17 protein-coding genes are annotated in these 20,826 nt (G+C 54.6%); 11 read left to right on the forward strand and 6 right to left on the reverse strand.

Features of this window, described 5'->3' with window-relative positions; all coding sequences use genetic code 11:
* The first annotated feature begins 422 nt into the window (after window positions 1-422).
* Entirely contained in the window at window positions 423-1,319 is an 897-nt protein-coding gene (locus ACMHXI_RS11545) for an acyltransferase (protein WP_223828889.1), read from the forward strand.
* A complete protein-coding gene (locus tag ACMHXI_RS11550) occupies window positions 1,319-2,257 on the forward strand; it encodes an acyltransferase (RefSeq protein ID WP_071237709.1) in 939 nt (312 codons plus the stop codon). Before ACMHXI_RS11545 ends, ACMHXI_RS11550 begins: the two co-directional genes overlap by 1 nt.
* Before the next feature lie 72 nt (window positions 2,258-2,329).
* Here the strand turns inward: ACMHXI_RS11550 and ACMHXI_RS11555 are convergent, their stop codons facing one another.
* On the reverse strand, window positions 2,330-2,827 hold the full coding sequence (locus tag ACMHXI_RS11555; RefSeq protein ID WP_025889869.1) for a DUF523 domain-containing protein: 498 nt from the start codon (window positions 2,825-2,827) through the stop codon (window positions 2,330-2,332).
* Window positions 2,828-3,244: 417 nt separating this feature from the next.
* Here ACMHXI_RS11555 and ACMHXI_RS11560 point away from each other — a divergent pair, with 417 nt between their 5' ends.
* From ACMHXI_RS11560 to ACMHXI_RS11585, 6 genes are all read left to right on the forward strand, one after another.
* Window positions 3,245-3,970, forward strand: a complete 726-nt coding sequence (locus tag ACMHXI_RS11560) for a GntR family transcriptional regulator (protein ID WP_071237707.1) — start codon at window positions 3,245-3,247, stop codon at window positions 3,968-3,970.
* Between the two features lie 12 nt (window positions 3,971-3,982).
* On the forward strand, window positions 3,983-4,858 hold the full coding sequence (gene prpB / locus ACMHXI_RS11565) for a methylisocitrate lyase (RefSeq protein ID WP_025889867.1): 876 nt from the start codon (window positions 3,983-3,985) through the stop codon (window positions 4,856-4,858).
* Between the two features lie 180 nt (window positions 4,859-5,038).
* Window positions 5,039-6,163, forward strand: coding sequence for a 2-methylcitrate synthase (prpC, locus tag ACMHXI_RS11570; protein ID WP_025889866.1), 1,125 nt, complete (start codon window positions 5,039-5,041; stop codon window positions 6,161-6,163).
* Window positions 6,164-6,264: 101 nt separating this feature from the next.
* Window positions 6,265-8,856 (forward strand): Fe/S-dependent 2-methylisocitrate dehydratase AcnD, encoded by a 2,592-nt coding sequence (gene acnD / locus ACMHXI_RS11575; RefSeq protein ID WP_413734981.1) that lies wholly within the window; start codon window positions 6,265-6,267, stop codon window positions 8,854-8,856.
* Between the two features lie 85 nt (window positions 8,857-8,941).
* Window positions 8,942-10,141, forward strand: coding sequence for a 2-methylaconitate cis-trans isomerase PrpF (gene prpF, locus ACMHXI_RS11580; protein WP_264920684.1), 1,200 nt, complete (start codon window positions 8,942-8,944; stop codon window positions 10,139-10,141).
* Between the two features lie 227 nt (window positions 10,142-10,368).
* Window positions 10,369-14,805, forward strand: a complete 4,437-nt coding sequence (locus ACMHXI_RS11585) for an EAL domain-containing protein (RefSeq protein WP_413734984.1) — start codon at window positions 10,369-10,371, stop codon at window positions 14,803-14,805.
* 60 nt (window positions 14,806-14,865) lie between these two features.
* Here ACMHXI_RS11585 and ACMHXI_RS11590 read toward each other — a convergent pair whose 3' ends face one another.
* Both ACMHXI_RS11590 and ACMHXI_RS11595 read right to left on the reverse strand, forming a co-directional pair.
* The gene (locus ACMHXI_RS11590; RefSeq protein ID WP_413734986.1) at window positions 14,866-15,957 is read right to left on the reverse strand and encodes a branched-chain amino acid aminotransferase; all 1,092 of its coding nucleotides are present in this window, start codon (window positions 15,955-15,957) and stop codon (window positions 14,866-14,868) included.
* A gap of 105 nt (window positions 15,958-16,062) precedes the next feature.
* Window positions 16,063-17,421: an esterase/lipase family protein gene (locus ACMHXI_RS11595; RefSeq protein WP_413734988.1), complete on the reverse strand. Its 1,359-nt coding sequence runs from the start codon at window positions 17,419-17,421 to the stop codon at window positions 16,063-16,065.
* Window positions 17,422-17,657: 236 nt separating this feature from the next.
* Between ACMHXI_RS11595 and ACMHXI_RS11600 the strand changes: the two genes are divergently transcribed.
* Entirely contained in the window at window positions 17,658-18,212 is a 555-nt protein-coding gene (locus ACMHXI_RS11600) for an outer membrane beta-barrel protein (protein WP_044733507.1), read from the forward strand.
* Between the two features lie 277 nt (window positions 18,213-18,489).
* Window positions 18,490-18,768, forward strand: coding sequence for a Rho-binding antiterminator (locus tag ACMHXI_RS11605; RefSeq protein ID WP_028781134.1), 279 nt, complete (start codon window positions 18,490-18,492; stop codon window positions 18,766-18,768).
* On the opposite strand, the gene ACMHXI_RS11610 is transcribed toward ACMHXI_RS11605, so the two are convergent.
* Window positions 18,765-19,112 (reverse strand): RidA family protein, encoded by a 348-nt coding sequence (locus ACMHXI_RS11610; RefSeq protein ID WP_413734990.1) that lies wholly within the window; start codon window positions 19,110-19,112, stop codon window positions 18,765-18,767. The genes ACMHXI_RS11605 and ACMHXI_RS11610 overlap by 4 nt on opposite strands.
* Before the next feature lie 202 nt (window positions 19,113-19,314).
* Here ACMHXI_RS11610 and zapB point away from each other — a divergent pair, with 202 nt between their 5' ends.
* Complete coding sequence (gene zapB, locus ACMHXI_RS11615; RefSeq protein ID WP_025010851.1) at window positions 19,315-19,518, forward strand: cell division protein ZapB; 204 nt, start codon at window positions 19,315-19,317, stop codon at window positions 19,516-19,518.
* 2 nt (window positions 19,519-19,520) lie between these two features.
* Here the strand turns inward: zapB and ACMHXI_RS11620 are convergent, their stop codons facing one another.
* Both ACMHXI_RS11620 and ACMHXI_RS11625 read right to left on the reverse strand, forming a co-directional pair.
* Complete coding sequence (locus tag ACMHXI_RS11620; protein ID WP_025010850.1) at window positions 19,521-19,733, reverse strand: DUF1107 domain-containing protein; 213 nt, start codon at window positions 19,731-19,733, stop codon at window positions 19,521-19,523.
* 352 nt (window positions 19,734-20,085) lie between these two features.
* Window positions 20,086-20,697, reverse strand: a complete 612-nt coding sequence (locus ACMHXI_RS11625; RefSeq protein WP_025889862.1) for a thiol:disulfide interchange protein DsbA/DsbL — start codon at window positions 20,695-20,697, stop codon at window positions 20,086-20,088.
* Window positions 20,698-20,826: the final 129 nt, after the last annotated feature.

A 20,826-nucleotide genomic window follows, 5' to 3' on the forward strand; every position in this document is an offset into this window, starting at 1 on the left:
TTTGCCCGGCCCGAAAACCAAGCCCTATCAATTAACCAGCCATAGCCGCTATGCAGCCCTAGCCTATAACGGCGCCGATTGTCCCATTTACCGGCGCCAGTGTTGCGCTTGACAGTCAACCGGCTTCCACCAAAAATGCGCCGGGGATTTAAAGTGCCAGGCGCAGTTTCGCCACAAAGCAACATACGGGTAAAGGCTCAGGAAGATGCTGAAAGACGCTGCATTGCAAGCCATCTTCTGTACAGCGCAGAGATATAGATGGCGCAACTTATACGGCTGAAGCAGGCTAAACCTCTTGTACCAATGCTTATGTGAGCAGGCCCTAACTCCCTGTCAACGCCAGCTTAAGATTGAAGCCTGGTGGCGACTGCGGTTAACATAGTCGGTCGATTTTTCTTTTTATGATCCTGAGGGAGCCCAAGTTGTCCTTGATTCGAGGTTGTCTTGCCTTTAGCGGCTATGTTATCAACACCCTGTTTTGGAGCCTGCCAATTCTGCTGGGCAGCCTGATAAAACTGCTTCCAATAAAGCCATTACAGCGCCTATGCAGCCACGCTTTGGATTTCTGCGCCAGTGCCTGGATCAGTGTTAACGGCGGCATAGAAAAGCTGCTTCATCCGCTGAAGATGCATATAGACGAGCTTCCGGAGCTGTCAGAGCAGGAGTGGTATATGGTGGTAGCCAACCACCAGAGCTGGGTCGATATTTTGATCCTGCAGCGACTGCTTAATCGGCGGATCCCTTTTCTCAAGTTTTTCCTGAAAAAAGAGCTGATTTATGTGCCCGTACTTGGGCTGGCCTGGTGGGCGCTGGACTTTCCCTTTATGCGCCGTTACAGCACGGCTGAGTTGAAAAAGAACCCGAAACTCAGAGGCAAAGACATTGAAATTACCCGTAAGGCCTGCGCCAAATTCAAGCACAAGCCGGTGAGCGTGATGAACTTTGTCGAAGGTACCCGCTTTCAGCCCAGCAAGCACCAGAAGCAAAACTCACCGTTCAAACACCTGCTCAGACCCAAGGCCGGCGGCATGGCCTTTGCGTTGTCGGCCATGGGCGAGCAGATCCACAAACTGGTGGATGTCACCATCTATTATCCCGGCAAGATCCCCAGTTTTTGGGACTATATCAGCGGCCGTTTGCCTGAGGTTTACCTCCATTTGGAGGTCAAGGAGATAGACTCGGGGATGCGGGGTGACTACGCCAATGATCGTCAGTTCAAACAAGCCTTTCAGGAGCGGCTGAACGCCCTCTGGCAGCACAAGGATGAAGTGCTGGAACAATTGGCCGCCAAGGCAAACCATTCTCAAGGGGACTCCTGATGTTGCACTTCCTGCCCGGGCCTGTGCTGTTTATTCTCAGCCTGAGCTTGCTGATCATCAATACCGCCGTTTGGGGGTCGCTGGTGTGTATCGGCGGCCTGTTCAAATTGTTGCTGCCCTGGAAGGGTGGCCGCATCGCCATGACCCGGTTAATGAACCGGTTCATGTGGGCCTGGGCCAGCTGTAATGGCGGCATACTGCACCTGATAGCCAAGGTCGAATGGGATGTGCAGGGACTTGAAAGCCTCAAGCCAGATGGTTGGTATCTGCTGATCAGCAACCACCTCAGTGGCTTTGATATTGCTGCGCAGACCTATATCCTGCGCAACAACATCCCCATGCTGAAGTTCTTTCTCAAGAAAGAGTTGCTGTATGTTCCCATTATGGGCCTGGGTTGCTGGGCGCTGGACATGCCCTTTATGAACCGCACCAGCCCGGAAAAGCTGAAGAAAAACCCCAAGCTCAGGGGCAAGGATCTGCAAACGACCCGGCGCTCCTGCGAAAAATTCAAAGACTTGCCCACCTCCATCATCAACTATGTGGAAGGCAGTCGCTTTACCGAAGACAAACGGCAGCGGCAAAAATCCCCCTACAAGCACCTGCTGCGGCCAAAAGCCGGTGGCATTGCCTTCACCTTGTCAGCCATGGGCGAGCAGTTTGATGCCTTGCTGAACGTGACAGTGCTTTATCCCGATGCCCCCAAGGATATTCTCGGCGCCGTGATGCAGGGTAAAGTGCACAAAATTGTGGTGCGAATCGAGGCTCTGCCCGTGCCTCAGGTGGATTCTGTTCGCTACTTCAGCGAGCCAGAGTACAGGGTAGAGTTTCAACGCTGGCTCAACGACATCTGGCAACAAAAAGATGCCCAAATAGACCTGTTGCTGGCCGAATGCCATCCCGCCGACGACTACAACAAGCTGGCACAAAAAAGCCACTGACAGTGATTGTCCAAGACAAAACAATGCCGGGCCTAAGCCCGGCATTGTTGTTTTAAAACTGAGTATTTCGACTCAAGCGCTTTTATCACATTCAGTCAGATACTTCTCGGCAGCATCCAGCTCAAATTCGCTGAACACTTGAATGCCATGACGCATCAGCAAGGCGGCGGTCACGCCGTCGCCCTCTATGAGTTGGCGGGAGAAACTGCCATCGTAAATCTTGCCTTTGCCACAGGAAGGGCTGCGGGCCTTGAGAATGGCCGCAACCACTTGCTGTTGCTGCGCCTTGGCCAGTGCCAGCTCGGCGCCTCGCTCAAAGGCCTCTGTCACGTCCTCACCGTCACAGGTCAGCACTCGTCCCTGTATCTGTTCGGCCGGAGCTCTGGGTGTCGGCAAGCCGCCGGCGCACTCGGGGCAGAAAGGCACAAACCGCCCTTGGGCCTGCCATAGCTGCATTCTGGCATCATTGAGCAAGTTATGGCCACCGTCATAGCGTACTTCTTGCCCCAATAAACAGGCGCTTATCAATATCCGATTCGGTTTTGCTGTGTTGATGATTTCTGCGCTCATGCTTTGTCCACTCTTGTCACTCTTGCCTCTCTCCTCACTCGAACGATTCACTCCGGGCAACCGCCCTCGCCTAATTGGCAGTGGCTCATGCTCTCGGTTTAACGGCCCAGGGTCTGGGACACTGCTACGGATAACAAGCTTCGCTCTTTTCCTTGTCTGCCGCTGACAAGGAGCATTCTATCAGTCGCCCCTCAAGAAAACTGTTTAAAACAAGATTGTCGACAATAGTTGCAATAGCAAGTGTAAACCCATGCTAACAGCAAGTTTAAAAAATAAACTTAACGCAATGTTATATAAGGGCTTAAATATCAAAAACACCAAAATATTAGACTTACGTCTAGGTAAAGGTATTGTTGACAATGACCCAGATCACATCTAATGTCGAACCATTGTTAACAATCGAGCGAAACTTAAGCAGTGACTCAGGCACCTGTATTGGACAAAAACGGCGTTGATAAAGCCACTCCGGAGAAGAGCAGTACCCTGGTGGATCAGATCCTGGTGCAAATTCAGACCAGCATCATCAAGGGTGAGTTGGCTCCCGGCAGCAAGATCAACGAGCAGGCGCTGGCACTCAAGTACGGTATTAGCCGCGGTCCAACCCGCGAGGCCTTGCAGATCCTCGAGCGTCAGCGCTTGGTAGTACGTATCCCCCATGTGGGCGCCAGAGTCGCCGCCATGACAGTGGCCGAGCTCAACGACCTCTACGAGCTGCGCAGCACGCTGGAAGCCATGGCCTGTGAACTGGCCGCCAAACGGATAACCGATGAGCAGCTCGACCAGTTGTGGCAACTGCTGGCCCGTCAGGAAGCGGCGCTGGCAGAAGGCGATACCTATTTTCAGGAAGAGGGTGATGTGGACTTTCACTATCAGATCATCCGCGCCAGCGGTAACAAGCACCTGCAGGAAACCCTGATCGGCGGCTTATATCACCTGCTGAGAATGTATCGCTATCAATGCACCAATAAGAACCGCCCGGTCAAAGCCATTGCCGAGCACAGACGCATAGTCGAAGCCATAGCACAGCGCGATGCCGAACTGGCCGGCTTGCTGATGCGCCGTCATATCGAACAGGGACGGCGCAATACCGAACTCAGACTCAAACAGCTTCAGGCGGAGCATGCCGCCCTGGACTCAATATAAGGAAGCAAACAGATGACTCGCAGCGCAGGACTCAGATTCCGCCAGGCTCTGGCCAAGGCCAAGCCGCTTCAAATCGTGGGAACCACCAATGCCTATTTCGCCCTGATGGCCGAGCAATCCGGTGTTCAGGCCCTGTACCTTTCCGGTGCCGGTGTCGCCAACGCCTCTTACGGCCTGCCGGATCTGGGCATGACCTCAATGAACGATGTGCTGATCGATGCCGGCCGTATCACATCGGCCACCGAACTGCCGCTGCTGGTCGACATAGACACAGGCTGGGGCGGCGCCTTCAACATTGCCCGCACCATCAAGGAATTTGAAAAGGCCGGTGTTGCCGCCGTGCATATGGAAGATCAGGTGTCACAGAAACGCTGTGGTCACAGACCCAACAAGGCCGTGGTCAGCACCGAAGAGATGGTTGACCGTATCAAGGCTGCCGTGGATGCCCGCACAGATGAGAACTTCGTCATCATGGCTCGCACAGACGCAGTTGCCGTGGAAGGGCTGGATGCCGGTATCGAACGCGCCCAGGCCTATATCGAGGCGGGTGCCGACATGATCTTTGCCGAGGCGCTGACCGAGCTGGATCAGTACCGTCGATTCAAGGCGGCCGTCAACGCCCCGATCCTGGCCAACATGACCGAATTCGGCAAGACAGAACTGTTCAACAAGGAACAACTGGCCGAAGCCGGTGCCGACATGGTGCTCTACCCACTGAGCACCTTCCGCGCCGCCAACCTGGCCGCCCTGAAAGTGATGCAGGCACTGATGGCCGACGGTCATCAACGCAATGTGGTCGATGCCATGCAAACCCGTGAAGAGCTGTATAAGTTCCTCGGCTACCACCACTACGAAACCAAGCTCGATGAGCTGTTCAGCCAAAAGTAACGGCTGAATCCAGGGATGATTGACCGGCGCAGACGCGCCGGTTGCAGGGTTTGCCCCAAGAAACACCCGGGGTTGCCGCCCTACACAGCACCCCAGAGCGCTGAAAAAGGCAACCGCATACCAAACCAGCTATGGCTGGCCAACAAATTGACAAGAGTGTAACGGAAGAGGGAATGCATTATGACTGACAAGAAACTGAGCGGCGCCGGATTACGCGGCCAAAGCGCAGGCGAAACTTCACTGAGCACAGTCGGTAAGTCCGGCTCAGGCCTGACCTACCGCGGCTATGACGTCAAAGATCTGGCCGAAAACGTCAGCTTCGAGGAAGTGGCCTACCTGATCCTTTACGGCGAACTGCCCACCGAAACTCAACTGGCGGCCTATCGTCAGAAACTCAAAGGCATGCGCGGCCTGCCACAGGCACTGAAAGAGGTGCTGGAGCGGATCCCGGCCGATGCCCACCCTATGGACGTTATGCGTACCGGTTGCTCCATGCTGGGTAACCTGGAAACCGAAAAAGATTTCTCCGAGCAGAGTGAAGTGGCCGACCGTCTGCTGGCGGCATTTCCTTCCATCATCTGTTACTGGTATCGCTACAGCCATGACGGCGTGCGTATAGACACAGAAACCCATGACGACCAGATAGGCGCCCACTTCCTGCACCTGCTGCACGGCGAAGCCCCATCGGCCCTGCATGCCAGGGTTATGGATGTGTCACTGATCCTCTACGCCGAGCACGAATTCAACGCCTCTACCTTCACCGCCCGGGTTTGTGCCTCTACCCTGTCTGACATGCATTCCTGCATAACAGGCGCCATTGGCTCACTGCGCGGCCCTCTGCACGGCGGCGCCAACGAGGCGGCGATGGAGCTGATTCAGGATATGCGCGATGAAGACCATGCCCGCGAAGTGCTCAAGGGCAAGCTGGAGCGCAAAGAGAAGATCATGGGCTTTGGTCACGCCATCTACCGCGAGTCTGACCCCCGCAACGTGATCATCAAAGAGTGGTCGGAAAAGCTGGCGCAGGAATATGGTGATGATCGCCTCTATCGCGTTTCTGTTGCCTGTGAAGCCCTGATGTGGGAAGAGAAGAAACTCTTCTGTAACGCCGACTTCTTCCACGCCAGTGCCTATCACTTCATGGGGATCCCCACCAAGCTGTTTACCCCCATCTTCGTTTGCTCCCGCCTCACCGGCTGGGCCGCGCACGTGATGGAGCAGCGCGCCAACAACCGCATTATCCGCCCGAGTGCCGATTATGTTGGAGTTGAGCCACGCAAGGTGACGCCTCTCAGCGAGCGTTGATCCCGGCGGCCAAACGGTCGCCCGATGAATGAGCAAGAGCGGGCACCCAAGTGAGCAGGGGCCCGGCTCTTTTTGCAGTTGCTTCTCAGTGGACAGAACTCATGAATACCAATTACCGAACTCCCCTGCCCGGCACCAGCCTCGAGTATTTCGATACCCGCGCCGCAGTCGAGGCCATCAGCCCCGGAGCCTATGCCAAACTGCCCTACACCTCGCGGGTGTTGGCTGAAAACCTGGTCCGCCGCGCCGAGCCAGGCAGGCTCAACGACTTCCTCGAACAGATTATCGGACGCAAACGGGATCTGGACTTCCCCTGGTTCCCGGCGCGGGTGGTGTGTCACGACATTCTCGGCCAAACAGCACTGGTTGATTTGGCCGGTCTGCGTGATGCCATCGCCGACAAGGGCGGCGATCCGGCCAAGGTTAACCCTGTGGTGCCGACCCAACTGATTGTGGATCACTCTCTGGCGGTGGAACACCCCGGCTTTGAAGCGGATGCCTTCGAGAAAAACCGCGCCGTTGAAGACAGACGCAACGAAGACAGATTCCACTTTATCAACTGGACCAAGACGGCCTTTAAAAACGTCGATGTGATCCCACCCGGCAACGGCATCATGCACCAGATCAACCTGGAGAAGATGTCCCCCGTGGTCCAGAGCCGCGACGGTGTCGCCTTCCCGGACACCTGTGTCGGCACCGACAGCCACACACCACACGTGGATGCCCTCGGGGTGATCGCCATAGGCGTGGGTGGCCTGGAAGCCGAAAGCGTGATGCTCGGCCGCGCCTCCTGGATGCGCCTGCCGGACATAGTCGGCGTCAAGCTGACCGGCAAGGCCGCTCCCGGTATTACCGCCACGGATATAGTGCTGGCGCTGACCGAATTCCTGCGTAAAGAGCGAGTGGTGGGTGCCTATCTGGAATTCTTCGGTGAAGGCGCCGCCAGCCTGACCCTGGGTGACAGGGCGACCATCTCCAACATGACTCCCGAATATGGCGCCACTGCCGCCATGTTCTATATCGATCAGCAAACCATAGATTATCTGCGCCTCACCGGCCGTGATGACCAGCAGGTGGCGCTGGTGGAAAACTATGCCAAGACCACGGGTCTGTGGGCCGACAGCCTCGAAGGCGCCGAATATGAGCGGGTGCTGGAGTTCGATCTCTCCTCCGTGGTGCGCAACATGGCCGGTCCTTCCAACCCGCACGCCCGTTTGGCCACCAGCGACTTGGCCGCCAAAGGCATTGCCGGCAAGGTAGAGCAGCAAGAAGGCCTGATGCCGGACGGCGCCGTGATTATCGCCGCCATCACCAGCTGTACCAACACCAGTAACCCACGCAACGTGATTGCCGCCGGTCTTATCGCCCGCAACGCTGTGGAAAAAGGCTTGGTACGCAAGCCTTGGGTCAAGACCTCTCTGGCCCCCGGCTCCAAGGCGGTGGATCTCTATCTGCGCGAGGCTGGGCTATTGCCTTACCTGGAACAGCTGGGCTTTGGCATAGTCGCCTTCGCCTGTACCACATGTAACGGCATGAGCGGCGCGCTCGATCCCAAAATCCAGCAGGAAGTGATAGACAGAGATCTTTACGCCACCGCGGTATTGTCCGGTAACCGTAACTTCGATGGCCGGATCCACCCCTATGCCAAGCAGGCATTTCTGGCCTCGCCGCCTTTGGTAGTGGCCTACGCCATTGCAGGGACTGTGCGTTTCGACATAGAGAAAGACGCACTAGGCACAGATCAGAACGGCAACGCTGTAACCCTCAAGGACATCTGGCCCAGCGACGAAGAGATAGATGCCATCGTCAAATCGTCGGTCAAGCCGGAGCAGTTCCGCAAGGTGTATGAGCCCATGTTCAATATCGCCGTGGAATACGGTGATGGGGTCGACCCTCTGTATGACTGGCGCCCAATGAGCACCTATATCCGCCGTCCACCCTACTGGGAAGGTGCCCTGGCCGGTGAACGTGCGCTCAAGGGGATGCGGCCACTGGCGGTACTGGGTGACAACATCACCACGGATCACCTGTCGCCATCGAACGCCATTCTGCCATCCAGCGCCGCCGGCGAATACCTGGCCAAGATGGGCTTGCCGGAGGAAGACTTCAACTCCTACGCCACCCACAGGGGTGACCATCTGACGGCTCAACGGGCCACCTTTGCCAACCCCAAACTGTTCAACGAAATGGTCAAGGACGACAGCGGCAAGGTGATCCAGGGCTCGCTGGCCCGTATCGAGCCCAAAGGGCAACAGGTACGCATGTGGGAAGCGATAGAAACCTACATGGAGCGCAAGCAACCGCTGTGCATCATAGCCGGTAAAGACTATGGCCAGGGCTCCAGCCGTGACTGGGCTGCCAAGGGCGTGCGTCTGGCCGGAGTCGAGGCGATTGTGGCCGAAGGCTTCGAGCGCATTCACAGAACCAACCTGATAGGCATGGGCGTGCTGCCGCTGGAGTTCTTCCCGGGTACCGACAGGCTGACCCTGGGCATAGATGGCACAGAAACCTTCGACGTTCTCGGCGAGCGCACACCCGGCGCCACCCTGACCCTGTTGCTGCATCGCAGCAATGGCGAAACGGTGGAAGTACCTGTGCGCTGCCGCCTGGATACCGCTGAGGAAGTGACCATCTATGAAGCCGGTGGTGTGCTGCAGCGTTTCGCGCAGGACTTCTTGCAGGGCAATGTTTAAGCCGGCCCTTGATGCGTGACCAAGTCGGCCATAGCCAAGGTTATGGCCGACTGATAAAAATATTTATCTCAAAGGATCCAATGCCATGGCATTTAAACCACAGATAAAAATTCCCGCCACCTATATGCGCGGCGGCACCAGTAAGGGAGTGTTCTTCCGCTTGGACAAACTGCCCGAGGCGGCCAGAGTGCCCGGCCCGGCCCGCGACGCCTTGTTGATGCGGGTCATCGGCAGCCCTGACCCCTACGGCAAACACACAGACGGCATGGGCGGCGCGACCTCAAGTACCAGCAAATGTGTGATCATGAATGCCAGCCAGGTTCCCGGTCACGACGTGGACTACCTCTATGGTCAGGTCTCCATAGATAAGCCCTTCGTCGACTGGAGCGGCAACTGCGGCAACCTTTCCACCGCGGCCGGCGCCTTTGCCCTGCATGCCGGTCTGGTGGCCCCGGAACGGGTACCGGAAAACGGCATCTGCGAAGTGCGGATTTGGCAGGCCAATATCGGCAAGACCATTATCGCCAAGGTGCCGGTCAGCGCCGGAGAAGTGCAGGAAACCGGTGACTTTGAGCTCGACGGCGTCACCTTCCCCGCCGCCGAAATTGTGCTGGAATTTATCGACCCCGCCGATGATGGTGAAGACGGCGGCGCCATGTTCCCTACCGGTAAGCTGGTGGATGAGCTGACGGTTCCCGCCGAAGTACACCCCAGCGGTAAAATTCAGGCGACGCTAATCAACGCCGGGATCCCGACCATTTTCGTCAATGCCGCCGATCTCGGCTATCAAGGCACCGAATTGCAGCCGGAGATCAACGGCGATCCCGAGGCTCTGGCTCGCTTTGAGCTGCTTAGGGCACACGGCGCGCTGGCCATGGGGCTGATTAAGAGTCTATCCGAAGCCGAAACCCGCCAACACACTCCCAAGGTAGCGTTTGTGGCCAAACCACAGGCGCATCAGGTTTCCAGTGGCAAACAGCTGGCCGAAACCGATGTCGACCTCCTGGTTCGCGCCCTGTCCATGGGTAAATTGCACCACGCCATGATGGGCACGGCGGCAGTGGCCATAGGCACGGCCGCGGCTATCCCGGGCACCCTGGTTAACCTGGCGGCCGGCGGCGGTGAGCGCAGTTCGGTACGCTTCGGCCACCCATCCGGCACCTTGAAAGTCGGCGCCGAAGCCGAATTCAAGGACGGCCAGTGGCAGGTGACCAAGGCCATCATGAGTCGCTCGGCGCGCATCCTGATGGAAGGCGCAGTACGGATTCCGGACGACAGTTTCTAACAGTAGCTTGGCTTTCGATGGCAGTCGTTGATAACACAGCTGTCGATTGCCTCTCCCCCTTTCCAAAAGGCTCCGCTTCCTCCCTTCCGGCGGGGCCTTTTTTCCTTTCTGTTATCAACTGGGCAACAAAGTAGGATAAAGTGCGATAAAGTTTGCCAAACTGAGAAAAGAAATCTGTTATAAAATAAATTCTCACCAATCAAAAACCTACTGAAAAAGAGGGCCTCTTGTCTCGGATCTGCTGCCTACTCGCCGCGCTACTGTTATCTGTCTGCCTGTTTGAGCTCAGGGCAGAACCTGCGCCCCAGCTCAGATTCCAGCATGTCAGCAGCATGAATGGCCTGAATCAGAACAGCATCACCAGCCTCTACCAGGACAAGGCGGGCATTTTGTGGATTGGCACCCAGGATGGGCTGCACAGTTACAACGGCATCGAATTTACTCTGTTTCAACATGACCCCTACCACAGCCAGACATTGTCGGATAATCATGTCACCGACATACTGCAGGATAGCCGGGGACAGTTGTGGATAGGCACCTTCAACGGCGGACTGAACCGCCTGGATCTACAGACGGGAGTATTCACTCCCGTTGGCCGTGACAAGGGGATCAACAGCAAAAGAATCAACCGCCTGACTCTGGTGGGTGAGACACTCTGGGTCGGAAGCGGCAATGGACTCTACGCCCTGGATACGGTCAGCGGCGAGCTGCATGAGTTGTCACTGGGGCAAAATATCAGCGCCGATATCCGGGTACTGACTCCCATAGGAAAAGATGCCCTGCTGATTGGCACCCAAAGTGATGGTTTGCTGGTTTTGCGTAATGAAGGACTCAAGCCCCTGCCCTTACCCGATGCCGAACATGGTCATCCGGTACAGGCTCGCCAGAGCGAAGATGGCGCCCTGTGGCTGGTTATCGATGATGCACTCTGGCGTTATCCGCCCGGGCTGAAAAACCCAGAGTTCATCTACCGGCTGCCAACGCCCAATCGGGGCATTCTGGAGTTTATCTTTGACAGCAGAGGCGGCATCTGGCTAGGGGGCCAACAGACGGGGCTTATCCAGCTACAGCTTAAAGAAGGCCAGTGGCAAGCCAGGCACTATCGCTATGACCCATCCGATCCCAATAGCCTCAGCGATAATGATGTCTACAGCCTGCTGCAGGACAACAACGGTATTCTGTGGATTGGCAGCCTGTTTTCAGGCATAGACAAGGTGAATCTGGCCCGGCAGTACTTCGAGCATATCTACAACAATCAACAACCCCTGGAACGCCAGCGGGACAACAATATCCGCGCCATTTTCCGCTCCGGCGACGGCTTGCTGTATTTGGGCACCGACAGGGCCGGCTTATTTCATATGGATCAAGATGGCCGATTTTTCTCCCACAACAGCCAGCTCGCCAAACTACTTGGGCAGGATGAATCCTTTTTGGACCTCACTATCAGGGCGATTACCGAGGACAGCAGCCGGAGGCTATGGCTGGCCAGCAGTGAAGGCTTGATAAGACTGAACAAAAGCGGCCAAATGCAGCTGTATCGGCCCCCGGGCAACGAACCCGGTATTCGCGATTTGATCATCAGCCCAGATGAACAGATCTGGCTCGGTGCCGGCAACACTTTATACCATTTCGACCCGGATACCGGTGTTTTCCAGGCCCACTTTGTCAACAAGTATCTTGAAGAAGGGCCACAGTCGCAGATGATCCTCAGCCTGACCACGGCCAACAATGGCATCTGGGTCGGCACCACCAATGGTGCTTACTGGCTGCAACCCGACACCGGCCAACAACAGATCATCCGCGGTGATCGCCTGGCCAATCCCATGGTGCGGGATATTCTCAGAGACAGGGACGGCAATATCTGGTTTGCCACTCACGGTGGCCTCAGTCGCCTGCGCCAGGATGAGCTGCAACACTTCGGCCGTAATCAGGGATTACCGGGCAAAACCGTCTATGCCATGGAGCAGGACAAGAGCGGCGACCTCTGGCTCAGCAGTAATTCAGGGATCAGCCGCTTTGCCATCGACAAGGAAAAGGTGCTGACCTTCAACGAATATGAAGGTTTGCAGGCGCTGGAATTCAACGGCAATGTCAGTTGGCAGGACAAGGATGGCAGTATCTGGTTTGGAGGCATCAATGGGTTGAACCATTTCTACCCTCAGCAGGTGCCCAAGGTACGCAAACAACCCAAACTGGCCCTGGCCGGTTACCGCCTGGGCAACAGCTATTTTCCCAGGCTGGATCTTGGCCATATACCCGAGCTGACGATTCCCTACAGTGAGCAGTTAATAAGCTTTGAGATCACGGCACTGGATTTTGCCTATCCCCAACGCCACAGATTCAGCTTTTTCCTTGAGGGCTGGGACAAGAGTTGGCATCCGGCCCAGTCGCTGCACGAGATCAGCTATACCAATTTGGCGCCCGGCGACTATCGGCTGTTTGCCCGCCATCAGTTGCAGCACAATCCCGAAGGACATGAGCAACTGTTGTTAAAACTCACAGTGCCGGCCCCTTTTTACCGCACCACCCTGGCTAATCTGTTTTACCTGGCACTGGCGCTGTTGTTGTTTGGCCTCTGGCTAAGGCGTTTCCTGTCGCAACGTCGTCTCGAGCAGCAAACACAGTCCAATATCCAGCTTTCTGAAGAGAGGCTGAAACTGGCGCTCTGGGGCTCGGGTGACCGGATGTGGGACTGGCAGTTGGAAGACGATCGCTTCTTCGTTACCGGCCCCAAACAAGGCTCGGAAGCACCACTGGAAACCAACGCCAGTCGGCAGATGGCGCTGGTACATCCCGACGACAGGCCCCATGTTCAAGCGGCACTGGAGAGCTACCTGCAGGGGGATGCCGAATTCTTCGAGGCCGAGTATCGTATCAAGCTTGGCAACACGCACTGGGGCTGGGTGTTGGATCGCGGTAAAATCGTCGAACGCGACCGTAGTGGCAAACCACTGCGCCTGGCGGGCACCTACACGGATATCAGCATGCGCCGTGGCCAGGAAGAGGCGCTGCGGCTATCGTCCCAGGTACTGGAAAGCATGAATGAGTCTGTGGTGGTCTGCGATCTCAACTACCGCATCATCTCGGTCAATCCGGCGTTTTGCAGCACTACCGGCTTCAACGAACAGAAGATCTCCGGCAAGTCTTTCCTGTTCCTGACCCGAGGACTCTACGCCAGAAGCTTCTATCAGCAGATAGAGCATCAATTGCTGAACCAAAAACACTGGTCCGGTGAAGTGCAGATCCGCACCCACAGCAAGCAGCCGCTGCTGGTATGGATGGAAGTCAATCAGGTGCTCAACAGCCAGGGCGAAGCCAGTCATTTCGTGGTGGTATTTACCGATATCACAGACCGCAAACAGGCCGAGGAAGACCTGCGCCTGTTGGCCAACTATGATCAGCTCACCGGCCTGCCCAATCGCACTCTGTTCCAGGACAGACTGGATCATGCCCTGCGCCAGGCGCACCGTAACCGTAACATGGTCGCCCTGCTGTTTCTGGATCTGGACAGGTTCAAACACATTAACGATTCTCTGGGCCATCATGTGGGCGATCAACTGCTGAAAGCGGTTTCCTCCAGACTGACCCAAGCGATAAGAGATGGAGATACTGTTGCCCGCCTGGGCGGTGACGAGTTCATCATCATCCTCGAAGGCCTGCAAAAAACCAAGGCGGCGACCGTTATCGCCGAAAAACTGCTGGCGGCGTTCGAACGCCCCTTCGCACTGGAGAACTTCAGCCTCAATGTTTCACCATCCATAGGCATCAGCCTCTATCCGGATGATGCCGAAGAAGCACTGGAATTGCTGAAGTTTGCCGATACCGCCATGTACCATGCCAAGTCGCTGGGGCGCAATAACTTCCAGTTCTACACAGCTAAACTCAACGCCTATGCGGTGCGCCATGTGCAGCTGGAAGCCGGGCTGAAACAGGCGCTGGATCGCGACGAATTCTATCTGCTGTACCAACCCAAATTCTGCGTCCATACCGGTAAACTCACCGGCATGGAGGCCCTGCTGCGCTGGGAAAGCCAGGATCTGGGGCCTATTTCTCCGGCGGAGTTTATTCCGCTGGCCGAGGAAACCGGCCTGGTCAACGCCATAGGTCAGTGGGTACTGCTGAGTGTCTGTAGTCAACTGGAGCGCTGGCAGAATCAGGGGCTGGAAGCGGTTCCGATAGCGATCAATATCTCCGCCAAACAGCTGCAGACTGACATTATTTCCAGCATAGAGGTTGCTCTTGCCATGCATGGTCTGGCTGCAGATCTACTTGAGATAGAGCTGACAGAGTCGGCTGTGATGCAGCAACCGCTGGAATCAGTGGAAATACTCAATCAACTGAAGGGGTTGGGGTTAAGCCTGGCGGTCGATGATTTCGGAACCGGCTACTCCAGTCTGGCCTATCTCAAGCGTTTCCCGCTGAACACCTTGAAGATTGACCGCGAGTTTGTCCGTGATATCACCAAAGATCCTGATGATGCCGCCATTACCAGCGCCATCATAGTCCTGGCTCACAGCCTGGAGTTACAGGTGGTGGCAGAAGGGGTAGAAACCCAGGCCCAGCTTAACTTCCTCGCCGCCCAGGGCTGCGATCAGGCCCAGGGCTTCCTGCTGGGGCGCCCAATGACAGAAGCGCAAGCACAAGCCTTACTCGGCCGAAAATAGCATCACCCCATAAAAAACGCGGCTCAAATGGCCGCGTTTTATCAATAATTAGTTATTGGCTTATGCCTTCTCCAGCCTGGGCACTTTGCAAACCCAGCCTTGTGGGCCTTGTCTGTGCCCTTTCTGGATTTCGGTGAAGATTCGATAGATGCGACTGACATGTTCACCCACCTTGCCGTCACCAACAGTAACCACCCGGCCATCTTCAAAAATATAGGAGCCGACCGGAGAAACCACGGCGGCTGTGCCGAAACCACCGGCTTCGATGATCTCGCCCGACTCGACACCTGCAATAAAATCATCCAGTTTGACCTGCTCCTGGCGGACTTCACAGCCAAGCAGTGGCGCCAACTCAATAATAGACTGTGAGGTGATCGACTTGAGAATGGTATCGGTAAACTCAGGGATGATCACTGTGCCATCCTTGAGAATATGGAAGTGGTTCATCGCCCCGGCTTCTTCGATATATTCATTGGTTGAGTCCAGATACAGCACCTGGGAAGCACCGTGAGCCGCGGCAGACTTACCGGCACGCAGTGAAGCGGCATAGTTGCCGGCGGCCTTGGAGGCACCGGTACCACCGGATACTGCACGGTGGAATTCTTTACTGATCAGCAGGCGAATGGCGTTGAGGCTCTCACCATAGTAGGCACCGCTGGGGCTCATCACCACACAGAAGGTGTAGCGGTTGGCCGGGCTGACTGACAGTCTGTCTTCGGTGGCAAAAATAAAGGGCCGAATATAGAGGCAAGCCCCGTCCTGCATGGGGAACCAGAGACGGTCGACATCGATAAGGGCATTGATCGCCTTAAGCTGCATGGCTTCATCAATATTGGGAATACAGACGATATCGGCAGAGCGGTTCATGCGTTCGGCATTCTTGTTGAGACGGAAGGTATAAATCTCACCGTCTTCATGCATAAAGGCCTTGGCGCCCTCAAAAATACTCTGACCATAATGCAGCGCCATCGCGCCGGGAGCCATCTCAAACGGACCGTAGGGGACGATGCGGGGATCCCGCCACTCGCCATCATAATAATCCATCATGAACATATGGTCGGTGCGCAGACGACCAAAGCCAACATTACCTTCAGGACAAAACTGCTCTGAGCGACGCTCTGCGGCGGGCTTTAACTGATACTTGATTTCCATTGCTTACCACCTTGACTATTGTTCAAGCAGACTAGGGAGCGCCCGGAATAATGTCAAGAGGGCCAAGGCCTGCGTCCAGCAGGAGTACTGTAAAAAATTTAGCCATCAAATATCGGTAAGTTCCCCCTGGGGAGCTAAGCGGGAAAAGTCGCTGCCCTCTTCAGGGCTGATCAGAGTAAACAGCCCTGCATCCCTGTGCCGCTTAAGCAAGAGATCCACTTCCAAAGTGGCGTCCTCCTTCAGCAGCCTGGATACCGCGCCGGCATCAGACTGGAACTCAACCGCACGATAATAACAGGCGCCATCATCTGGGCGCGGTACCAACTTAAAGCCGATTTTCCCTTGAGGCAGGGTCTGCATCTTGGCGGCATCCAGATACAGGGTCAGGCAGTTGGGGCTCTGCTGGTTGCGCTGTTTATCCTGCATAAAGCCTCTTGGCAGAATACCCGGCAGATACTGCTCGCCACTGAGCAGATAAAAATCGAAATCCTCTATGGCGGCGCCGGTATCATCCCACACCCGAATCACCAGCATGGTGTAACGCTTCTTGGTGGTCCGGCTTTGGGTTTGCCGCGTAAGCTCCTGACAGGCACGGCGGTAAGCCTCTACCGAGTCGACCTTCAACCAATTCAGAATCGCCTGCACTACCGGCTTGTTGGCGGCGTTTCTACGGCTGACGGAACGCATGATCCCCATTTTCTCTTTGCTGTGGCTGGCCTTGGGAATAATGCCGAAGCCACTGACAGGGGCCTGAATGAAACTTTCCGGCGCCAGCTTGGCCACGCAGGCACCATCAAAGCTGTCACATTCCTGTGCCTGCTCCACCAGGCGCAGGCGAGCATAATTCATATTCGCCGCGGCGACCCGCACGACACCATCCGAGCCCGGCTCGGCGGTATAGGAGTTGAGATAATCATAGAGGGACGCATCTATACTTTCGCCGGTCAGCACCAAGGGCCAAAGCCGAGCGGCCTCAAAATCATAGTTCAACCAGGCTTTACTTAAAGCAGCCTGCCCCAGGCTGCCCAGCTCCAACCAGTCGAGGATCTTCTGCCCCGGCTCCAATCCATCGAACCAGGCCTTAATCCTGGCGAGGCGCGACTTGCCAAGCTGTGCCAGGGCGGAGCCGTGGTTGGCCGGTGCCAGCATGATCATATGAGTCACGGGACAAGCCGCCAATTTTTGGGCTCCGAAGAAGGTCTCCAACCAGCAACGTATCACGGCTGCTCCAGTGCTGTGGGTGATCACCGCGAAAGGTTCATCCCCCAGCACTTCACGTCTGGCAGCCTCGAAGGCCAGCGCAACGTCCTCCAACTTCACCTGGTCCTGAAAACTGATATAGCGTCCCAGGTGCAGATGACTCACCTCAAGCTCAGTGTCTGCCAGCTTGGCCAATGCCTGCGGCAAATAACCATAGGTCTCTGTGGACGTCACACTCCAGCCGTGTACAAATACCAGTCTCATCCCTTTTCCCTCAGGTTAACAGTCTATTTTTCGACCACAAACCCATCACTGACCCACAACAATTGGAATTTCTAACATCAGGTTTTTTAACACAAAAAGCCAATACATACGATTAAAAACCCGATCAAGCTCTCATTCAGGTGGAGTTCAGTAAAGCGGTCCTAACCTGCCGATGAACACAAGTTGACCCGGCTTAAAAACAGTCATCCGGACTTTCCCGGATCCAGGAGTAAATTATGAAAATTCAATCTCTAGTACTGGCTTCCGCTGCGGCTCTCGCTTTCTCAGCCCCTTCTTTTGCAGCTGACTGGTTTGTTGGCGGCGGTGTTGGTGCGCAGCAAAATGACTACTCTCATAAGCCCACTGATGGCGGCAAGTTCAGCGATGATGATCGCAATGCCGTCTACATGCTGCGTGGTGGTGCCTTCCTGACCCCCAACCAGCGTCTCTACGCGACGTACAGCTACAACAGCGATGACTTTGCCAAGCAGCAGATGGGGCTGGTTTCCTATGACTACCTGATAGGTTTGGATCAGGCCAACAAACTGAACTGGTTTGTCGGTGCCAGCGCCGGTATCAACCACACGGCACCGGATAGCAGTGCCCTGGAATCAGACAATAATTTTGTCTGGGGTGGTCAGACAGGTCTGGTGTATAAGCTGAGCGACAATCTCAATACCGAGATAGGTTATCGCTATCTGAAGCAGGACTATGACAACAAGATAGACTCAGGCAAATATGCACTGGATAACACCCAGCAACTGTACCTGAGTGTCGACTATCGATTTTAGCCAAACTCCAGCCTCTAAAAAGCCCCATTTATGGGGCTTTTTGTTTAATATCTCTTCTTGAATCGAGTGGCATGGTTAACAGCCACGACGATACAGCGACTTTAGCAAGCCACTCCCCCACCAGGTTCATGTCTCACAATTTACTGCAAGTTATTTTGGTATAAGTGAAAATTCGAACTACTTTTATACCATTCTGCATGGAAGCAGGTGCAACTTTGGATAGCTCAAGCTTCCATCTGGAAGCGCATTATTTAACTTCAAACTAAAAGACCAAGATATGAAACCTTACCAAGCCATAGATTGCGGCCGCTATGATTACCTGGAGTTGGCCTGTATTCGCGGTTATCCGCTGAAAATAGAGCTGTTGCAAGGAGAGATACTGCATGGCAAGGCGCTGATCACCGAGACACGTCCCGACAAGAGCGAGTGGCTGCTGGTGCAAACGGCCACCAGCAACCGCGCCATTCGAATGGATCAACTGCTGGCTATCACACCTGAGCAGGAAGGCGCCGAGTTTGGCCGAGTGCTGATTGCCTCGGCAGGCTGTGAGATTTAAATCGCCGCAATAACCGAGACTTCCACCAGATACTCGGGTTCGGCAATAGCCGCCTCCACACAGGCTCTGGCCGGTGCATGCTCCGCCGGTAGCCAGGCATCCCAGATAGCATTCATGGCATCATAATCGCTCATCTGTTTCAGGTAGATAGTCGCAGAGAGGATCCGCTCACGACTACTGCCAGCCCGCTCAAGCAGTTCATCCACCTCTTCTAGCATGGTACGGGTCTGCTGCTGAATATCGGCAAACTTATCCTTGGCAACCTGACCACAGAGATAAACCGTGTTGTTGTGGATCACTATGCTGCTCATGCGCGGATTGGTATCGATACGTTGAATTGTCATCGGCTTGGTTCCAGGTGAAAACCGTTATTTTATCCGGCAAAAGTCGGCTTGGGACAGTTGTGGTTCAGATAAGTGAAAAAAACTGCCAAACAGCCAATTTTATCGCATATTTTTTGGACACTTGGAGATAAGAGCTATTCCTTAAGCCAGCGGCACTGATAGAATCAATATCTCATTCGCCCAACTATTTAAGGACTCCTGTATGAGCCTAGAATTACTGTCCAAACTGGAGACCAAGATCCAGGCCGCGCTCGAAAATATTGAGCTTCTGAAAATGGAGCTGGAAGAAGAAAAGCAGAAGAATGCCCATCTGATAGAGCAAAACCAACAACTTCAGCAAGATCTCAACTCGTGGAACGAGAAAGTCACCGGCCTTGTTGGTCTGCTCAACGACGAAGTCAACTGAATCTAAACGGTTTTAGCTTGGCTATTCTGAGTTTCAATGAGTTCGTTCAATTCCATGATAGCCTGCTTTACCTTTGGCAGGCTTTTTCTCGGCAGCAAAAAGCGCCCTTTATCAAACTCTAATCTTCCCAGATCTTTCACCCAGACGGCGCCGGTCAAGAATATCCTTACGTGTTTGACAATCAGCTTGGGAGCATAGACAGGAAATACACGCACGAGAAACCTCCTTTAGTTGATTTCCGATCCCGAAGTTTTGACCCCCTAACCCGGTGGAAGGTTTCATTTCAATCCAGGAAAATGAGTCAAAATTCGCAAATATGCGCCTTTGTTCTAAAAATCTTGCTGTTATACCTCTCGCCCATGCAGATTAGTCAATAAAGCAACACTTGCCAATTTTTTGACGCACTGCTAGAGTAAAGCCGTTACTCAGGGTAAAAACTGAGCCCTATGGCTCTAATCCGTGCTTCTTGCGACCAGGGAGTACGGTTTTTTTTTTGCTTTATGCCCAGCTGTTTTCCGGGTAACAAAAAAGGGCCATTAAGGCCCTTTTTTGTATTTAGATGCTAAATTATTTCAGCTGAGTCAGATAGATAGCAATATCCAACATCTCGTCATAAGACTTGATGGCACCGGTTTCAACCCGATACTTACCATTCACCACCAGCGCTGGAACACCTGAGATCTTGGCGTTTTCTGTGTTGCGCTTCATGTTGGCCACCATGCTGTTGACCATAAAAGAGTTGGCCGCAGAATCAAACTGCTTGGGATCCACACCATTGGCAACAAAGATAGCCTTGATGTCATCACGATTGGTGAAATGCTGCTTCTTGTCCTGAATGGCGCTGAACATGGCATGATTGACCTTATCAGACACCTTCAGTACTTCGGCAGTGGCGAAAGCACGGGACATCTCAACACCCATCTCGCGGCCGATAAAGTCGACATGGTTTTGCTCAAAAGCCACACCTTCGGGCAGACGAGCCTTCAGCTTGGGGATCACGTTCTTTTCAAAGTTATAGCAATGAGGACAGTAGAAAGAGAAAAACTCTGTGATTTCAGGCTTGGCGGAGGCGGGGCCTTCACTAACCACAGTATAATGCACGCCTTCTTTGTACTGGGCCGCTGTGGCCGCCAGGGGAAGCAGCAAAAATGCCGCCGCCAACATCAGGATTTTCTTCATTGGAGTTCCTTGTTTATTAAAATTTCAGCCAACACTGCTGGAGTTGCTGAATAACATAATCTTCTTTTTGAGTCGAACTCAAGCTCTGAGTTCCCTTTTTGTTAAATCCAAATGCCGGGCGGCCATATC

Origin of the sequence: Shewanella sp. BJSY2023SW005 (assembly GCF_047314585.1) — a bacterium.
GTDB lineage: Bacteria > Pseudomonadota > Gammaproteobacteria > Enterobacterales > Shewanellaceae > Shewanella > Shewanella algae.